Below are 15666 nucleotides of genomic sequence, written 5' to 3' on the forward strand. Positions count from 1 at the left end.
GTGCACTCAGGCGCATTTCGCGCCTTATTTCCCTGTTCCGTTCGAGAAGCTGCGGCACATATTTTCGGACCAGGCTCTAAAGCTTGTAAGCCGTGCGGAATCCGCCCCAGTGCCGGCCCTGCACGCGGATCGGAACGTCGATCTCGCGCATCATCACCGTATTCCCATTGCCCATGTCGCGCGCATAGCTCTGCACCAGATACGAGCGCAGGTTGCGCGCGGCCGCCAGCCCCGCCGGATCGTTGAAGATCCTGCGGTTGCGGCTGTTGGCCGTGTTCCAGGCGGCGTCGCCCGGACGCTGCGGATGCGAATAGATCCTGTTGTGCACCGGCAGGAAGCCGTTGCGGTCGACCATGGCGCAGAACGCCATGCGTTGGTCCTTGGCCAGAAAGGCTTCCTGGAAAGGTGGTAGCGCGCGGTCGGCCCAATCGAGATATTTCGTGCGGTATTGCTGCGGATCGGTTCCGGCGATTTCGGCATAGTCGGTGTCGAAGAGGTCGTCGATTTTGACTTCGCCGCGCGCAACCGCTTGTTCAAATATCTTCGTCAGCGCGTTGCCCGCCTCCATGGCGCGGGTGACGAACTCGGTGTTCTCTTCGTGGATCGACCAGAGCCTGTCCTCGATCTTTTCGCGGAGCTCGGCATTGGGGCTGACGAATTGCGCGCGCGCGCCGGCCTTGGCTTGCTCGATCACGCGCAGGCGGCAGGCGCCGACGGCTTCGAGGGTGCCTTCGATGATCGCTTGCGGTGCAAGCCGGCCTGCATCCGCGCCGCCGATCAGCACGCCGTCCATCGCAATTTCATAGACCGGCATCACGCCGCGCGCGCTCTCGAATTTGAGATGGCAGGGCAGCCGCTCGGTCTTGCGGCGGTCGTCGTGCTCGCTCTGGCCGAGCAGCACCGCGCAGCGCGATTTCAGCTTCTGTGCGAAGGTGGTGACGGCTTTGCCGGCGCTGGCGACGTTCTCGCCGTGGCTCTCGGCTGCCTTGGTCGCGGCGTCGATCTCGGCGGCGCTTTCGCCGACCGAGACGATGAACTCCGAGGCGCTGGCGGCGTTGCCGGAAACTTCGCTGGTGGTGGCGTTCTGTTCGGCGACCGCGCCGTTGACGGTCTCGAACACCGGTCGGATCGCCTCGATCGCCTGCGAAATGCGATGCACGGCCTCCGCGGAGCCGGCCGCGTCGCGCTGGAGCGCGTCGATCTTCCTCGTGATCTCTTCCGTCGCCCCTTGCGTCTGCACCGCGAGGGCCTTGACCTCGGTCGCAACGACCGCAAAGCCTCTGCCGGCAGCGCCCGCGCGCGCGGCCTCGATCGTCGAGTTGAGCGCGAGCAGCGTCGTTTGCCGCGCGATCTGCGCGATCAGATTGACGACGTTGCCGATGGCGGCGGAGGATTCGCGCAGGCGATCGACATTGGCACGGGCTTCCTGCGCCGCAGCGCTGGCCTCGTCCGCGAGCTTGCCGGCCTCGCGAACCTGCGCGCCGATGCCCAGCGCGGACTGGGTAAACTTGTCGGCGGCTTGGGCGAAGGTGGAAGCGGTCGATTGCGCGGCGTTGGTCCGGCCGGTCAGGGCATCGGTGCGATCGCGGATGGCGGCAAGCGTCGTGGCCGTCGCCTCGGCGCCACCAGCCACCGAATTGGCGGCGCGCTCGAGCTGGCGGATCATCGCGCCGAGTTCGAGTTCAAGCAGCTCCAATATCTCCCGGGCCGAATCGGTTTCGACCGCGGGAACGGGCTCGGAATGGGCCGCCGGCTGCGGAGCCGCCGGGGCGGTCGCAGGCGCCGCCACGTCCGGCAGACGCTTCCGAAATAGTCCGAACGCCATCAGGTCTCTCTTGTCGGAGGACGAGCAAACGCTATTTTCGCAAGCCGGAATGAAATCAGGGTTAACGTTGCCTGACTTTTGGGCTGATGTGCTACGATACTACCTTAAAGTCGTAGAACCTCTTTCATTCCGGGCGGCTGGCGGCCTATAAGGCCGCGCTTCCCGCGATCACCTTTTGGCTGAGATTCCCCGAGAGACCACGCATGGCCGGACATTCCCAATTCAAGAACATCATGCACCGCAAGGGGCGGCAGGATGCCCAGAAGTCGAAGCTGTTCGGCAAGCTGGCGCGGGAAATCACCGTCGCTGCCAAGCTCGGCACGCCCGACCCCAACATGAACCCGCGCCTGCGTGCGGCGATCATCGCGGCGCGCCAGGAGAACATGCCGAAGGACAATATCGAGCGCGCGGTCAAGAAAGCGCTCGGCAACGAGGGCGAGAACTATGACGAGATCCGCTACGAGGGCTATGGCCCCGGCGGCGTCGCCGTCATCGTCGAGGCGCTGACCGACAACCGCAATCGCGCCGCCTCCGACATCCGCTCCTTCTTCACCAAATCGGGCGGCAATCTCGGCGAAACCGGCTCGGTGTCCTTCATGTTCGACCGTACCGGCATCATCGAATACGACCGCAGCGTCGCATCCGACGACGCCGTGCTGGATGCCGCAATCGAGGCCGGTGCCGACGACGTCGTCTCCGGCGAAAGCGGCCACGAGATCTACGCCTCGACCGAAGGCTATCGCGACGTCGCCAAGGCGCTGGAAGCCAAGTTCGGCGAGCCGCGCAAGGCCGCGCTGATCTGGAAGCCGCAGAACACTGTCGCAGTCGACGACGAGACCGGCGAGAAGCTGCTCAAGTTGATGGATTTGCTCAACGAGCACGACGACGTCCAGCAGGTCTACGCCAATTTCGAGGTGTCGGACGCACTGATCGCGAAGATGGGTGGCTGAAGTCCGCCGTGTCCCGGACGCGCTGCAGCGTGATACGCTGCTGCGCTGAGCCGGGACCCATCGTACCTCACGGGCGGGCCGCAATGGGCCCCGGTTCAGCGGCGCATCACTTCGTGCTGCGCCGCGCCCGGGGGCACGAGCCCACTTCCCCTGTTACTTTCGTTCTGTTTCTGTTTCGCCCACCGCAGTCAGCCGCTATCACTGGCCGATGACTGTGCTCCCGATTCGTGGCCCCGTTCGTATCATCGGCATCGACCCCGGCCTGCGCCGCACCGGCTGGGGCGTGATCGAGGCTGAGGGCAATCGCCTGATCTACGTCGCCTGCGGTTCGGTGGAACCGCCGGACAACCTGCCGCTGGCAAGCCGGCTGCTCGCGATCCACGAGGGGCTCGCTTCCGTGCTGTCCAACCACCAGCCGATGGAAGCCGCGGTCGAGCAGACCTTCGTCAACAAGGATGGCGTTGCGACGCTGAAGCTCGGCCAGGCCCGCGGCGTCGCCATGCTGGCGCCTGCGATGTTCGGCATCAGCGTCGCCGAGTATGCGCCGAACCAGGTCAAGAAGACCGTGGTCGGCGCCGGCCATGCCGACAAGCAGCAGATCGCGATGATGCTGAAGATTCTCCTGCCCAAGGCCGACCCGCCATCGGCGGACGCCGCCGACGCGCTCGCCATCGCCATCACCCACGCCCATCACCGCCAGAGCAACGCGCTACGGCTGAAGGTGGTGGGGCTATGATCGGCAAGCTCAAGGGCCTGATCGATTCCTACAGCGAGGACTATGTGATCCTCGACGTCGGCGGCGTCGGCTATCAGGTGCATTGCTCGGCACGTACGCTGCAACATCTGCCCTCGCCGGGCGAGGCCGCCGTGCTGTCGATCGAGACCTATGTCCGCGAGGACCAGATCAAGCTGTTCGGCTTCCGCACCGACCAGGAGCGCGAATGGTTTCGCCTGCTCCAGACCGTGCAGGGCGTCGGCGCCAAGGTCGCACTTGCCGTGCTTGGGACGCTGGCACCTGCCGATCTCGCCAATGCCATTGCGCTTCGTGACAAGGCCGCGGTGGCGCGTACGCCGGGCGTCGGCCCCAAGGTCGCCGAGCGCATCGTCACCGAACTGAAGGACAAGGCGCCGGCCTTCGCCAATGTGGATCCGGCCGTCGTGCACCTTGCCGGCGCCGTCGACGACCAGCGCGCGCCGCGGCCCGTGGCGGATGCGATCTCGGCGCTGGTCAATCTCGGTTACGGTCAGCCGCAAGCCGCCGCGGCGATCGCATCGGCCTCGCGTAGCGCGGGAGAGAACGCCGAGACGGCGCAGCTCATTCGGCTTGGCCTGAAGGAACTGGCGAAATAGGCTATGTTCGCCGCAGACCGACCAGGGACGATATCTCGCGAATGCTGACCAAGAAGGATAAGGAGTTGATTGCCGCTGCGACCGACGCGATCAGCCAGCGTTACCGCAACGACTGGCAGGAGGTGGGGGCGGCGATGCGCACCCGTGACGGCCGGATCGTGACCGGCGTCAATATCGATGCGTATATCGGCCGCAACGCGATCTGCGCCGAGGCGATCGCGATCGGGCGCGCGATCACGGAGACCGGCGACCACGGCATCGAGAGCATCGTCGCCGTGCGCCATCCGAAGCCCGGCGAGCCTGGTAAGATCGCGGTCGTTTCGCCCTGCGGCACCTGCCGCGAACTGATCCATGACTACGATGCCAAGGCGAAAGTGATCGTGCCAGACAATGGCAGCGCCCCGAAGGTGGTCACGATCGGCGAACTGCTGCCGAACAAGTACCGCAGAGGCAACGAGTGAACACGCCCCCCCGCATCGTCACGCCCGAGCGCCGTTCCGACGATGTCGGCGACACCGCGCTGCGCCCGCAATCGCTGTCCGATTTCGTCGGGCAGCAACAGGCGCGCAAGAACCTCTCGATCTTCATCGAGGCGGCGCGCAAGCGCGGCGAGGCTCTGGATCACGTGCTGTTCGTAGGCCCGCCCGGCCTCGGCAAGACCACGCTGGCGCAGATCGTGGCCAAGGAGCTCGGCGTCGGCTTTCGTGCCACCTCGGGCCCCGTGATCGCCAAGGCCGGTGATCTCGCAGCTCTCCTCACCAATCTCGAAGAGCGCGACGTGCTCTTCATCGACGAGATCCATCGCCTGAGCCCGGCCGTGGAAGAGGTGCTCTATCCCGCGATGGAGGATTTTCAGCTCGACCTCATCATCGGCGAGGGGCCGGCGGCGCGCTCGGTCAAGATCGAGCTGTCGAAATTCACCCTCGTCGGCGCCACCACGCGCGCCGGCCTACTCACAAATCCCTTGCGCGATCGTTTCGGCATTCCGGTCCGGCTCAATTTCTACACCATCGAGGAGCTGGAGAGCATCGTCACCCGTGGCGCCCGCGTGCTCAATGTCGGCATGAGCGCGGACGGCGCCAACGAGATCGCGCGCCGCGCCCGCGGCACGCCGCGCATCGCCGGCCGTCTGTTGCGGCGCGTGCGCGATTTCGCGTCCGCCGCCGATGCCGACAGGATCGATCGCAAGATTGCCGACCACGCGCTGAGCGCACTCGAGGTCGACGCCGCGGGTCTCGATGCGATGGACCGCCGCTATCTCACCACCATCGCGATGAACTATGGCGGCGGCCCGGTCGGCGTCGAGACCATGGCCGCTGCACTGTCCGAGCCGCGCGATGCGATCGAGGACATCATCGAGCCTTATCTGATCCAGTGCGGTTATCTCCAACGCACTCCGCGCGGCCGCCTGCTCACCTCGCACGCCTTCCGCCATCTCGGCATCGCCGAGCCCTCGCGCGATGCGGCGACCCAATTCGGCCTGTTCGGCACAGACGAGAACGACGACTGAGCTGCGCCAAAGCAGCGCGCTCCTTCTGTCATGAACTTCCGGTAATCTCGTGCAGACGGCCTGCACGAACGCACCCCAATTCCGCTCCAATCGGACCGCATCAACGAGGCGCATTACGATCGGGTTTCCATGATCACGCGCCGTCATCTCATCCGTTCCATCGGCGGTCTGTCCGCCCTCGGCGTCTCGACCGCAGCTTACGGCGTCGGCATCGAGCCGGTGCTGCGGCTCCGCGTCACCCGCTATCATCCGACGCCGCGGCAATGGCCGGCGGATTTTCCGCTGAAGATCGCCGCCATTGCCGACGTCCATGCCTGCGATCCCTGGATGTCGCTGGAGCGGATCGCGGAGATCGTCGACCGTACCAACGCGCTGAAGCCTGATATCATCGTGCTGCTCGGCGACTATGTCGCTGGCGTGCATCAAGTCACGCGCCTGATCCCGTCGCGCGAATGGGCGAGGGTGCTGGCCGGCCTGAAGGCGCCGCTCGGCGTCCATGCCGTGATGGGCAACCACGATTATTGGGACGACAGGACGGTGCAGCAGGCAGGGCACGGGCCGACCATCGCCCATCGTGCGCTGGAGGCGGTCGGCATTCCCGTCTACGAAAATGACGTCTTGCGCCTCAGCAAAGACGGTCGTCCATTCTGGCTCGCCGGTCTCGGCGATCAGCTGGCCTACTATCCCGCAAAGCGCTATGGCCGCATGCACAGGCTCGGCGCCGACGATCTCGCGGGCACGCTGGCGAAGGTCACCGATGATGCGCCGGTCATCCTGCTCGCGCACGAGCCCAACATCGCGCCGCTCGTACCCGCGCGGGTCGCGCTGCAATTGTCCGGCCATACCCATGGCGGCCAGGTTCGCCTGCTCGGCTGGTCGCCGGCGGTTTCGCCGAAGAACGGCCTGCGGCTCGCCTACGGCCACTTCCGGCTGAACTGCGACCTCATTGTCTCCGGCGGCCTCGGTTGCAGCATCATGCCGGTCCGCGTCGGCGTGCCGCCCGAGATCGTCGAGGTGACGCTGGGGCGAGCGCCGGCGGTGGCGTAACCTGCGCTTGCGCGGCTGGCCGTTTTTGCGCAAAACGGGCCGGTAGCAAAAAGCGAAGAGGCTCGCGACGTGACTGCCCATCTCGACGGCGAGATCCGCGACGGCCGCCACCACATGCAGGTCCGCGTCTATTACGAGGATACGGATTTCTCCGGCATCGTCTATCACGCGAACTATCTGCGCTACATGGAGCGCGGACGCACCAATCATCTCAGGCTGATGGGCGCCGAGCAGCAGGCCCTGTTCGATCAGGTGGAGACCGAAGGCGCGGGCTTTGCCTTCGTCGTGCGCTCGATGCATCTGGATTTCCTGAAATCCGCGCGGATGGACGACGTGCTCGACGTCGTGACTTGGCCGGTTGCTGTGAAGGGCGCCTCGATCATGCTGGCGCAGGAAGTCCGTCGCGGCGCGGAGGTTCTGGTCAAGGCCGAGGTCCGCGTCGCCTTCATCAGCGGCGGCCGCGCCCAGCCGATCCCGAAATCGATCCGGGCGTTGATGAAGGCCGATTTGATTTCGTGATCGCCCGATAAGTGATCACCCGATTTGTGATGGCCACTCGACTCCACCCATCGGAGCGATAGATTGCGGCCTCCGAGCAACCGATGAGGCCATCATGTCGCGCCCGCCGCTTCCGCCCTTCACCCGTGAGACCGCCGCGCAGAAGGCCCGCATGGCCGAGGACGCCTGGAATTCACGCGACCCGGTGCGCGTCTCGCTCGCCTACACCGAGGACAGCCGCTGGCGCAATCGCTCCGAGGTCTTGCAGGGCCGCGAGGCCATCGTCGCGTTCCTCACCCGCAAATGGGAGAAGGAGCAGGACTACCGCCTCATCAAGGACCTCTGGGCCTTCGACGAGAACCGCATTGCCGTGCGCTTCCAGTACGAATGGCACGACGCAGGCGGCCAGTGGTATCGCTCCTACGGCAACGAGCAGTGGGAGTTCGACGAGCACGGCTTGATGAAGCGGCGCGAGGCGTCGATCAACGACATCGCGATCACGGAGAAGGACCGGCGGTTTCACTGGGCCGCGCCGGGGCCGCGCCCTGCGGATGTTCCGGGATTGGGGACTGACCCGTTCTGAGATTTCAACAAGCGGCGCTGCTTCTACCCTCTCCCCCTTGTGGGAGAGGGTGGCTCGCCGCGTAGCGGCGAGACGGGTGAGGGGTATCTCTCCGCTCGTGAGCATCTCGCTCGTGGAAACATACCCCTCATCCGGCGCTTCGCGCCACCTTCTCCCACAAGGGGAGAAGGAAGAGGAACGTGCCGCGAGCACAGTGAACTAAGGAGCCGTGCGCCTCGTCAAAAACCTCGTGATGGCCGCACCGAGCTTGGCGCTGTCCATCGGCTCCGCCAGCGACGCCCGCGCCGTCGCGACAACCTCTTCCGGCGCCGTGCCGTCGCGCAGCTCGCAGCACACTTCCGCAAACTCCAGGTCGAACTCCGGATGCGGCTGCACCGTCAGCGTGGTGCCGTTGGCGTAGAGCAGGCCGGCATGTGGGGTGAAGTCGGACGTGAGGATCGTGAGCGCGTCGTTCGGCGGCTCGATCACCTGATCCTGATGTGAGGCGGCGATTGCGACCTCCTCGCCGTCGACGACGCCATTCTCCGGCAGCACCCGATAGACGTGCCGGCCAATGCCCCAGCCCTTTTCGGATTTTCGCACGGTGCCGCCGAGCGCCTGCGCGATCAGCTGATGACCGAAGCAGATGCCGACCATCGGCGTCTTGTTGGCGTAGGCGGTGCGGACGAAATCCTCCAGCGGCGCGATCCAGTCGAGCCCGTCATAGACACCGGCGGCAGCACCTGTGATCAGCACGGCCTCGAGCTTGCCCGGATCGGGAAGCGCGTCGCCCTTCGGGATGCTGACCACGTCCACAATAGCCGTGGGGTCCTCGGTGCGGACCATGCGTTCGAACATGTCCGGGAACGAGCCGTGCTGCTCCCGATATTTTTGCGGGACCTGTCCGGTCTCGATGATGGTGATGCGTGCCATCTGCCCCCCAAGGTCAAAAGGTTGCGAAGCTCAGTCGCTTTCTGCCCCATGTTGCTGGTGCGGCGCTGTACTCTCCAGCAGCGCGCTCTGCTTTCGCACCTCGTGGAGAAAGGCCTTGGCGAGGCGCGACAGCGGCTCAGCTTCCGACCATAGCATATAGGCGACCGCGTGCGTCGTCGGCGTGAACGGGCGGACGACGAGGCCGCTGCCGCCGTTCTGTCGCGGCGAGTAGGGATCGACCACGGCGGCGCCGACGCCGGCGGCGGCGAGCACGCAGGCCGTGTTGCAGTAGCGGACCTCGACGGTCGGCTGGAACGGCGCGCCGGCACGGGCAAAACTGTCGCGCACGGCTTCGCCCAGCCGGGTGCCGCGTTCGAGCCCGATGAAAGGCATGCCGGACAGATCAGATGCCGAGATCACCGGCTTGCCTGCGAGCGGATGCTGCGGCGGCAATACACAGACCATTTCGCCGGTATGCACCACCTCATGCGCGATGCCGGGATGATGCGTCAGCCCGAGCGCGAAGCCGAGCTCGGCGACGCGGCTGAGCACGCCCTCGATGATGCCCTCGTAGCGGCGCACGTCGAAGAACATGCGCGTTTCCGGGCGGCGGCGCAGGAAGCTGGAGAGCGCCGATGGAATGATGCTGTAGGCCAGCGGCGGCGTCGCCACGATGGCGAGATGCCCGGAGCGGTTCTCGCGCAGATCGCGCACGCGGTTCTCGAGCTTTGCATGCAGCGCGAAGATGGCCTCGCTCTCCTTGTACAGCGCCATCGCCTCCGCGGTCGGAAACAGCCGGTTGTTGACCCGCTCGAACAAGGCGAAGCCCGCCTGCGCCTCCATCGTTTTCAGCGCATTGCTGACCGCGGGTTGCGACAGCGCCAGCTCGTCCGCGGCCGCGACCGTGGTGCGATGGCGAATGACGGCGCGCAGGATTTCGAGCTGACGCAGGTTCATATCACTGCCAATTATACTTGAGGCCAAAACATCATAGCAGAACGAATTGATTTTGCAGCCCCGCTCGCCCGTAATGGCAGCGGATTTGCACGTCGCATCAAAGGGTTCATTCGCCCATTGAGGCAGCACTGCGCACAGATTGGAGGCAATCTTGGTTCGTGTTCTTCGCGCCGCCGCAGCTCAAATGGGGCCGACGCAAAAAGCCGATACGCGCGAGCATACGTTGTCGCGGATGCTCGCACTGCTGGAGGAGGCCGCCGGCCGCGGCGCGAGCCTCGTGGTGTTCCCCGAGCTTGCCTTCACCACCTTCTTTCCGCGCTGGCTGCTCGAGGGCGAGGCGCTCGACCACTATTTCGAGCGCGGCATGCCGAACCCGGCCGTTGCAAGACTGTTCGACCGTGCGCGCGCGCTCCGCGTCGGCTTCTATGTCGGTTATGCCGAGCTGACGCCGGACGGCCGCCGCTACAATTGCGCTGTCCTGGTCGACCGCGACGGCGAGATCCTCGGCCGCTATCGCAAGGTGCATCTGCCGGGCTCGGTCGAGCCACGCCCAGGCGCTCGCTACCAGCAGCTCGAGAAGCGCTATTTCGAATATGGCGACCTCGGCTTTCCCGCCTTCCGTGCCGGCTCGGCCTGGGCCCATGCCATCATGGGCATGATGATCTGCAACGATCGGCGCTGGCCGGAATCCTGGCGCGTGCTCGGCCTGCAAGGCGTCGAGCTCGTCTGCATCGGCTACAATTCTGCCGCTTACGATCCCAATGGCGGCACCACCGAGGACGGCGCACTCCGCACCTTCCACTCGACGCTGGTGACGCAGGCCAACGCCTACATGAACGCGACCTGGGCAATCTCGGTGGCCAAGGCGGGCGAAGAGGACGGCTCCGGGCTGATCGGGGGCTCCTGCATCGTCGATCCCAATGGCCGCATCGTCGCGCAGGCAGAGACGCTCGCGGACGAAGTGATCGTCGCCGACATCGATCTCGACATGTGCCGCCAGGGCAAGGACAAGATGTTCAACTTCGCCGCCCACCGGCGGCCGGAGCAATACAGGGTGATCACCGAACGTGCCGGCGTCATCGAGCCGGCCGTTCTCGATGCGGATTGATTTCAAACGGCCGGTCGCGGCGTTGGCAAAGGAGCTGACATGACACGCCTCTCGCAATTCCTCGCTCTCGCGGCCTTGGCTGCCGTGACGCCGGCGCAGGCGGCGGAGCTTCCGGCGGAGATCAAGCAGGCGGGCACGCTGAAGCTCACGGTCAACTCCACCTACGCGCCGATGGAATATCGCGATCCCGCGACCAACGAGCTGGTCGGGCTCGACATCGATCTTGCCAACGAACTCGCCAAGCGGCTCGGCGGCCTCAAGATCGTCTGGAGCGAGACGCCATTCGCCGAGCTGATCCCCTCGCTCCAGACCAGGCGCGCCGATTTCATCATCTCAGGCATCTCCGACCGCGCCTCGCGGCGCGAGACCGCCGATTTCGTCGATTACCTCCAGACCGGCCCGCAGTTTTTCGTAATGGCGGAGAGTGAGGCCAAGGCCGCGACCGATCTCTGCGGCAAGAAGGTCGGCACCACCCGCAGCACCAGCTTCCCGGTCGAGATCGAGAAGTGGAGCAAGCAGAATTGCGAGCCGGCCGGCAAGCCCGCGATCCAGTATGTGCCCGGCGAAAACTCGATCGACGTCCGCAACCAGCTCAAGCAGGGCCGCATCGATGCCGCCGTGCAGGGCAGCGAGACGCTGCCTTACGCGCAAACGCAGGAGCCCGGCAAATACCGCGTCGTCGGCGAGCCGTTCGCCAAGGGCTATCAAGGCATCATGTTCCGCAAGGACGATGTTGCCCTGCGCGAGGTCGTGACCGAGAAGCTCGCTGCCATGATCGCCGATGGTGCCTACAGGGCGGTCCTCGACAAATGGGGGTTGGGTGCCAACGCGGTCGCCCAGCCCATGCTGAACGCGGCGCCGCAATGAAGCCGGAGCCGGCACTCGCGGAAGGTTTCCCCGATCTGTCCGGGATGCAGATCGCGCGCGAGCCGCACTGGTTTCGCTGGCTCAGCGCCGCGCTGATCACCCTTGTGCTCGCGGCCATCGCACGAGCGTTTGCGAACGGACAGATCGAATGGTCCTATGTCAGCCGCTTCCTGACCGCAAAAGTCATCCTCGAAGGCATCGTCAACACCATGGTGATGGCGGTGCTGGCCATGGCGCTCGGCATCTTCCTCGGCATCGTCGTCGCGATCATGCGGCTGTCGCCCAATCCGGTGCTGAAGACGGTCGCGGCCGGCTACACCTGGCTGTTTCGCGGTACGCCTCTGATCCTGCAATTGCTGCTCTGGTTCAATCTCGCACTGGTGTTCCCGACCATCGGCATTCCCGGCCTGTGGAGCGCGCGTGCCGTCGACGTCATGACGCCGTTCCTCGCCGCGTTGCTCGGGCTCGGCATCAACCAGGGCGCCTATACTTCCGAGGTGATGCGCGCCGGCATGCTGTCGGTCGACATCGGGCAATACGAAGCGGCGCAGGCGATCGGCATGGGGCGCTTGCGCGCGCTGCGGCGGATCGTGCTGCCGCAGGCGATGCGTGTGGTGATCCCGCCGCTCGGCAATGAGTTCATCGGCATGGTGAAGGCGACGTCGCTCGCCAGCGTCATCCAGTATCCGGAATTGCTGCACAACGCCGAAAACATCTATTACGCCAACTCCCGCGTGATCGAGCTCTTGATCGTCGCCGGGCTCTGGTACCTGCTCGTGGTTTCGATCCTGACGCCGCTCCAGATGCTGCTCGAACGCCGTTTTGCGCGCGGCACATTGCAGTTGTCACGATGACAAAGCCCCTCGTCGCGATCCGCTCCGTCGCCAAGAACTTTGGCGAGTTCCAGGCTCTCAGGAGCGTCTCGCTCGACGTCTGGCCCGGCGAGGTGATGTGCCTGATCGGCGCCTCCGGCTCCGGCAAGACCACGCTGCTCCGCTGCATCAACCAGCTCGCCGCGATCGATGCCGGCGGCATCTGGCTCGACGGCGAGCTGTTGGGGGTGCGCGAGCAGGGCGGGCGGCTGCATCGGCTCAGCGAACGCGAGATCGGTCGGCAGCGCTTGAAGACCGGGATGGTGTTCCAGCGCTTCAATTTGTTTCCGCACAAGACCGCGCTGGAGAATGTCACCGAAGGTCCGCTCCAGGTGCAGGGCCGCAAATCCGACGAGGTGCGCGCGGAGGCGCTCGAACTGCTGCGCCGCGTCGGATTGTCCGCCAAGGCGGACGCCTATCCCGCGCAGCTCTCCGGCGGCCAGCAGCAACGCGTCGCGATCGCGCGGGCGCTGGCGATGAAGCCGATGCTGATGCTGTTTGATGAACCGACCAGCGCGCTCGATCCCGAGCTCGTCGGCGAGGTCCTCGCGGTCATGAAGGAGCTGGCGAAGAGCGGCATGACCATGATGGTGGTGACGCACGAGCTCGGCTTCGCGCGCGAGGTCGCCGACCGCGTCGTCTACATGGACCAGGGCGCGATCGTCGAGCAGGGGCGCGCCTCGGACGTATTGGGCACTCCGCGCGAGGAGCGCACCAAGGCATTTCTTTCGGCGGTTATCTAGCAGTGGGGGCATGTTGATGAAGAGACTTATCGTCGCGACGGCGCTTTTCGGCGCCATGAGTGTTCAGGCTTTGGCGGTCGAGTTGCCGGCGGAGATCACCAAGCGTGGCAGCATCAAGCTGGCGGTGGTGCCGAACTATCCGCCGATGGAGTTCCGCGACCCCGCCACCAACGCACTGTCCGGCTTTGACATCGAGCTTGGCGAGGCGATTGCCCGCAAGCTCGGCGTCAAGCTCGAATGGCAGGAGACCAGCTTCGCCGAGTTCATGCCGTCGATTGCCACGGGCCGGGTGGATGCGGTCCTGTCGGGCTTCACCGACTATGCCAGCCGGCACGAGATTGCCACCTTCGTCGACTATCTCCGCACCGGTCCGCAGTTCTTCGTCCAGCAATCGCGCGCGGCTGAGTTCAAGGACACCGCCGCGCTCTGCGGCAAGAAGGTCGGTGCCAGCCGCCGCACCAAGTACCCGGAGCAGATTGCGGCCTGGAGCGAGAAGCATTGCGCCGGCAATCCCGTCGTCTTCGTTGGCACCGACGGTTCTGCCGATGCCCGTACCCAGCTCAAGCAGGGCCGCATCGACGCCGCGGTGCAGGGCAACGAGACGCTGCCTTACATCATGGATCTTGAGCCCAGCGCCTATACGCCCGTCGGCGAGGCCATCGCGGACCAGTTCGTCGGCATTGCAGTGCCGGTCAAGGAGAAGGGGCTTCAGCAGACGATGCTGGAGGCGGTCGACGGGCTGATTGCCGATGGCACCTACAAGACGCTGCTTGCCAAATGGAAGCTCACCGACAACGCACTAGAAAAGGCAACCATCAATGCTGGACAGTAAGGCACTCGCGAGCATTCCGCTCGTCCCGGCCAACACCGCGGATCCCGCACCGGACTATCCGTGGCCGAAGCCGTATAGCTCGGCGATGTTCCTGTCGTTCGACGTGGACGCCGAGAGCGCATGGACCAGCAAGGACGCCATGCATGCACAGCGGCTCATCACCATGAGCTATGGTGGATTCGAGGCGCGGGTCGGTACGCCTAAGCTGCTTGAGCTGCTCGACCAGCTCGATCTCAAGGCCACCTTCTTCGTCACGGGCTGGTCGGTCGACGCGCATCCGGCGATGGCGGAATCGATCCTCAAGGCCGGCCACGAGATCGGCCATCACGGCTATCACCATCTCTTGCCCGATCCCGGCGATCCCTGGATCGAGGAAGAGCTGGAGCGCGGCTTCGAGGCGCTGAAGCGCCGGCTCGGCGTCAGGCCGACCGGGTATCGCGCGCCTTACGGCGAGTTCACCGAGGAGCTGCGGGTTGCGCTGGTGCGCCACGGCATCGTCTACACCTCCTCTTTCCGCGACGATGTGCGGCCCTATCGTCATCGCCTCGCCGACGGCAAGCCGGGCACGATCGAGCTGCCTGTCACCGCGAGCTATGACGACTGGATGCACGGCCTCTCGGCGCGCTTCAGCCCGCGCTCGATCTTCCCCAGGGAGCACGTGCTCTCGATCTGGAAGGACGAGCTCGACGAGACCAGAGACTGGGGCGCGATGGTGACGACGGTGCTGCATCCGCAGTGCAGCGGTCGTCCGATGCGGCTCCGGCTGTTGCGTGAGTTCCTGACCTACGCAAAGTCTTGCCCGGACGTCTGGATCACCACCGGCGAGAAGATCGCGGAGAACTTCCTGCGCCATGAGGCCGGCAACCGCTAGAGAGCGCCATGACCCGCATCCTCGTCATCAATCCGAATTCCTCGGCGTCGGTTACGGCGGCCATCGACGAGGCGGTCACGCCGCTGCGGATCGCCGGCGGGCCTGACATCGAGGTCGTCGGCCTTGCCGAGGGGCCGCCCGGCATCTCGTCGCAGCGCGATGCCGATAGCGTCGTGATGCCGCTCGTCAACCGTGTCTCGCGCGACGATGCGGCCGCCTTCGTGCTGGCCTGCTTCAGTGATCCCGGCCTGCATGCGGTGCGCGAGGCGGCCTGTGGCCGCCCGGTGCTGGGCATCGCCGAATGCGGCATCTTTCGCGCGCTGATGCTGGGCGAACGTTTCGGGATCATCGCGCTGTCGCCGTCGAGCATTCGCCGTCAGCAGCGCATGGTGCGGGTCATGGGCGTCGACGGCCGCTATGCCGGAAGCTGGTCGGTCGGCGCGAGCGCGGCTGAGACGGCAGGCGCCGATATCCGGGGACGGTTGATCGAAGCCGGTCGCGCGCTGGTCACGCAGTGCCGCGCCGACGTCGTGGTGATGGGCTGCGCCGGCATGGCCTCGCATCGTGCGGCAATCGCGGATGCGATCGGCGTGCCCGTGGTCGAGCCGGCGCAGCAGGCGGTCGCCGCTGCGATCGGCGCGGTCTTGCTGAACACGTGACACGCCAAATGACAACTTTCGATGTCTGGAAACATCTTAGCCGTGCGCTTGCTGCACCTCTCCCGCTTGCGGGAGAGGTCGG

The 15666-nt window shown here is 65.5% G+C and carries 18 protein-coding genes; 15 read left to right on the forward strand and 3 right to left on the reverse strand.

Annotation, left to right across the window (positions count from 1 at the left end; genetic code table 11):
- Positions 1–76: 76 nt before the first annotated feature.
- Positions 77–1825, reverse strand: coding sequence for a methyl-accepting chemotaxis protein (locus C7G42_RS06095; protein WP_199580674.1), 1749 nt, complete (start codon positions 1823–1825; stop codon positions 77–79).
- A 203-nt stretch (positions 1826–2028) separates the two neighbouring features.
- Here C7G42_RS06095 and C7G42_RS06100 point away from each other — a divergent pair, with 203 nt between their 5' ends.
- From C7G42_RS06100 to C7G42_RS06135, 8 genes are all read left to right on the forward strand, one after another.
- Positions 2029–2775 carry a YebC/PmpR family DNA-binding transcriptional regulator gene (locus tag C7G42_RS06100; protein ID WP_106948100.1) on the forward strand — a complete coding sequence of 249 codons (747 nt, stop codon included), beginning with the start codon at positions 2029–2031 and terminating at the stop codon, positions 2773–2775.
- Between the two features lie 208 nt (positions 2776–2983).
- Positions 2984–3511, forward strand: a complete 528-nt coding sequence (gene ruvC / locus C7G42_RS06105) for a crossover junction endodeoxyribonuclease RuvC (RefSeq protein ID WP_106948101.1) — start codon at positions 2984–2986, stop codon at positions 3509–3511.
- Positions 3508–4125 (forward strand): Holliday junction branch migration protein RuvA, encoded by a 618-nt coding sequence (ruvA, locus tag C7G42_RS06110; protein ID WP_106948102.1) that lies wholly within the window; start codon positions 3508–3510, stop codon positions 4123–4125. Before ruvC ends, ruvA begins: the two co-directional genes overlap by 4 nt.
- A gap of 41 nt (positions 4126–4166) precedes the next feature.
- On the forward strand, positions 4167–4586 hold the full coding sequence (locus C7G42_RS06115) for a cytidine deaminase (RefSeq protein WP_106948103.1): 420 nt from the start codon (positions 4167–4169) through the stop codon (positions 4584–4586).
- On the forward strand, positions 4583–5635 hold the full coding sequence (ruvB, locus tag C7G42_RS06120) for a Holliday junction branch migration DNA helicase RuvB (protein WP_106948104.1): 1053 nt from the start codon (positions 4583–4585) through the stop codon (positions 5633–5635). Before C7G42_RS06115 ends, ruvB begins: the two co-directional genes overlap by 4 nt.
- Before the next feature lie 129 nt (positions 5636–5764).
- Positions 5765–6682 (forward strand): metallophosphoesterase, encoded by a 918-nt coding sequence (locus tag C7G42_RS06125; RefSeq protein WP_106948105.1) that lies wholly within the window; start codon positions 5765–5767, stop codon positions 6680–6682.
- Between the two features lie 69 nt (positions 6683–6751).
- Entirely contained in the window at positions 6752–7201 is a 450-nt protein-coding gene (gene ybgC / locus C7G42_RS06130; RefSeq protein WP_106948106.1) for a tol-pal system-associated acyl-CoA thioesterase, read from the forward strand.
- A 94-nt stretch (positions 7202–7295) separates the two neighbouring features.
- Entirely contained in the window at positions 7296–7763 is a 468-nt protein-coding gene (locus tag C7G42_RS06135) for a nuclear transport factor 2 family protein (RefSeq protein ID WP_106948107.1), read from the forward strand.
- Between the two features lie 198 nt (positions 7764–7961).
- Here C7G42_RS06135 and C7G42_RS06140 read toward each other — a convergent pair whose 3' ends face one another.
- On the reverse strand, positions 7962–8675 hold the full coding sequence (locus C7G42_RS06140; RefSeq protein ID WP_106948108.1) for a type 1 glutamine amidotransferase: 714 nt from the start codon (positions 8673–8675) through the stop codon (positions 7962–7964).
- 30 nt (positions 8676–8705) lie between these two features.
- The gene (locus C7G42_RS06145; RefSeq protein WP_106948109.1) at positions 8706–9632 is read right to left on the reverse strand and encodes a LysR family transcriptional regulator; all 927 of its coding nucleotides are present in this window, start codon (positions 9630–9632) and stop codon (positions 8706–8708) included.
- Between the two features lie 151 nt (positions 9633–9783).
- Between C7G42_RS06145 and C7G42_RS06150 the strand changes: the two genes are divergently transcribed.
- The 7 genes from C7G42_RS06150 to C7G42_RS06180 are packed head-to-tail and all read left to right on the forward strand — an operon-like array spanning position 9784 to position 15584.
- A complete protein-coding gene (locus tag C7G42_RS06150; RefSeq protein WP_106948874.1) occupies positions 9784–10740 on the forward strand; it encodes an N-carbamoyl-D-amino-acid hydrolase in 957 nt (318 codons plus the stop codon).
- A 39-nt stretch (positions 10741–10779) separates the two neighbouring features.
- On the forward strand, positions 10780–11607 hold the full coding sequence (locus C7G42_RS06155) for an ABC transporter substrate-binding protein (RefSeq protein WP_106948110.1): 828 nt from the start codon (positions 10780–10782) through the stop codon (positions 11605–11607).
- Complete coding sequence (locus C7G42_RS06160) at positions 11604–12461, forward strand: amino acid ABC transporter permease (protein WP_199580675.1); 858 nt, start codon at positions 11604–11606, stop codon at positions 12459–12461. The genes C7G42_RS06155 and C7G42_RS06160 overlap by 4 nt, the downstream gene beginning before the upstream one ends.
- Positions 12458–13222 (forward strand): amino acid ABC transporter ATP-binding protein, encoded by a 765-nt coding sequence (locus C7G42_RS06165; protein ID WP_106948112.1) that lies wholly within the window; start codon positions 12458–12460, stop codon positions 13220–13222. Before C7G42_RS06160 ends, C7G42_RS06165 begins: the two co-directional genes overlap by 4 nt.
- 16 nt (positions 13223–13238) lie before the next feature.
- Entirely contained in the window at positions 13239–14054 is an 816-nt protein-coding gene (locus C7G42_RS06170) for an ABC transporter substrate-binding protein (RefSeq protein ID WP_199580676.1), read from the forward strand.
- Positions 14041–14925: a polysaccharide deacetylase family protein gene (locus C7G42_RS06175; protein WP_106948114.1), complete on the forward strand. Its 885-nt coding sequence runs from the start codon at positions 14041–14043 to the stop codon at positions 14923–14925. The genes C7G42_RS06170 and C7G42_RS06175 overlap by 14 nt, the downstream gene beginning before the upstream one ends.
- An 8-nt stretch (positions 14926–14933) precedes the next feature.
- Positions 14934–15584 (forward strand): aspartate/glutamate racemase family protein, encoded by a 651-nt coding sequence (locus C7G42_RS06180; protein ID WP_106948115.1) that lies wholly within the window; start codon positions 14934–14936, stop codon positions 15582–15584.
- Positions 15585–15666: the final 82 nt, after the last annotated feature.

This window comes from Bradyrhizobium sp. MOS003, from assembly GCF_003020125.1.
In the GTDB taxonomy this organism is placed as follows: Bacteria; Pseudomonadota; Alphaproteobacteria; order Rhizobiales; family Xanthobacteraceae; genus Bradyrhizobium.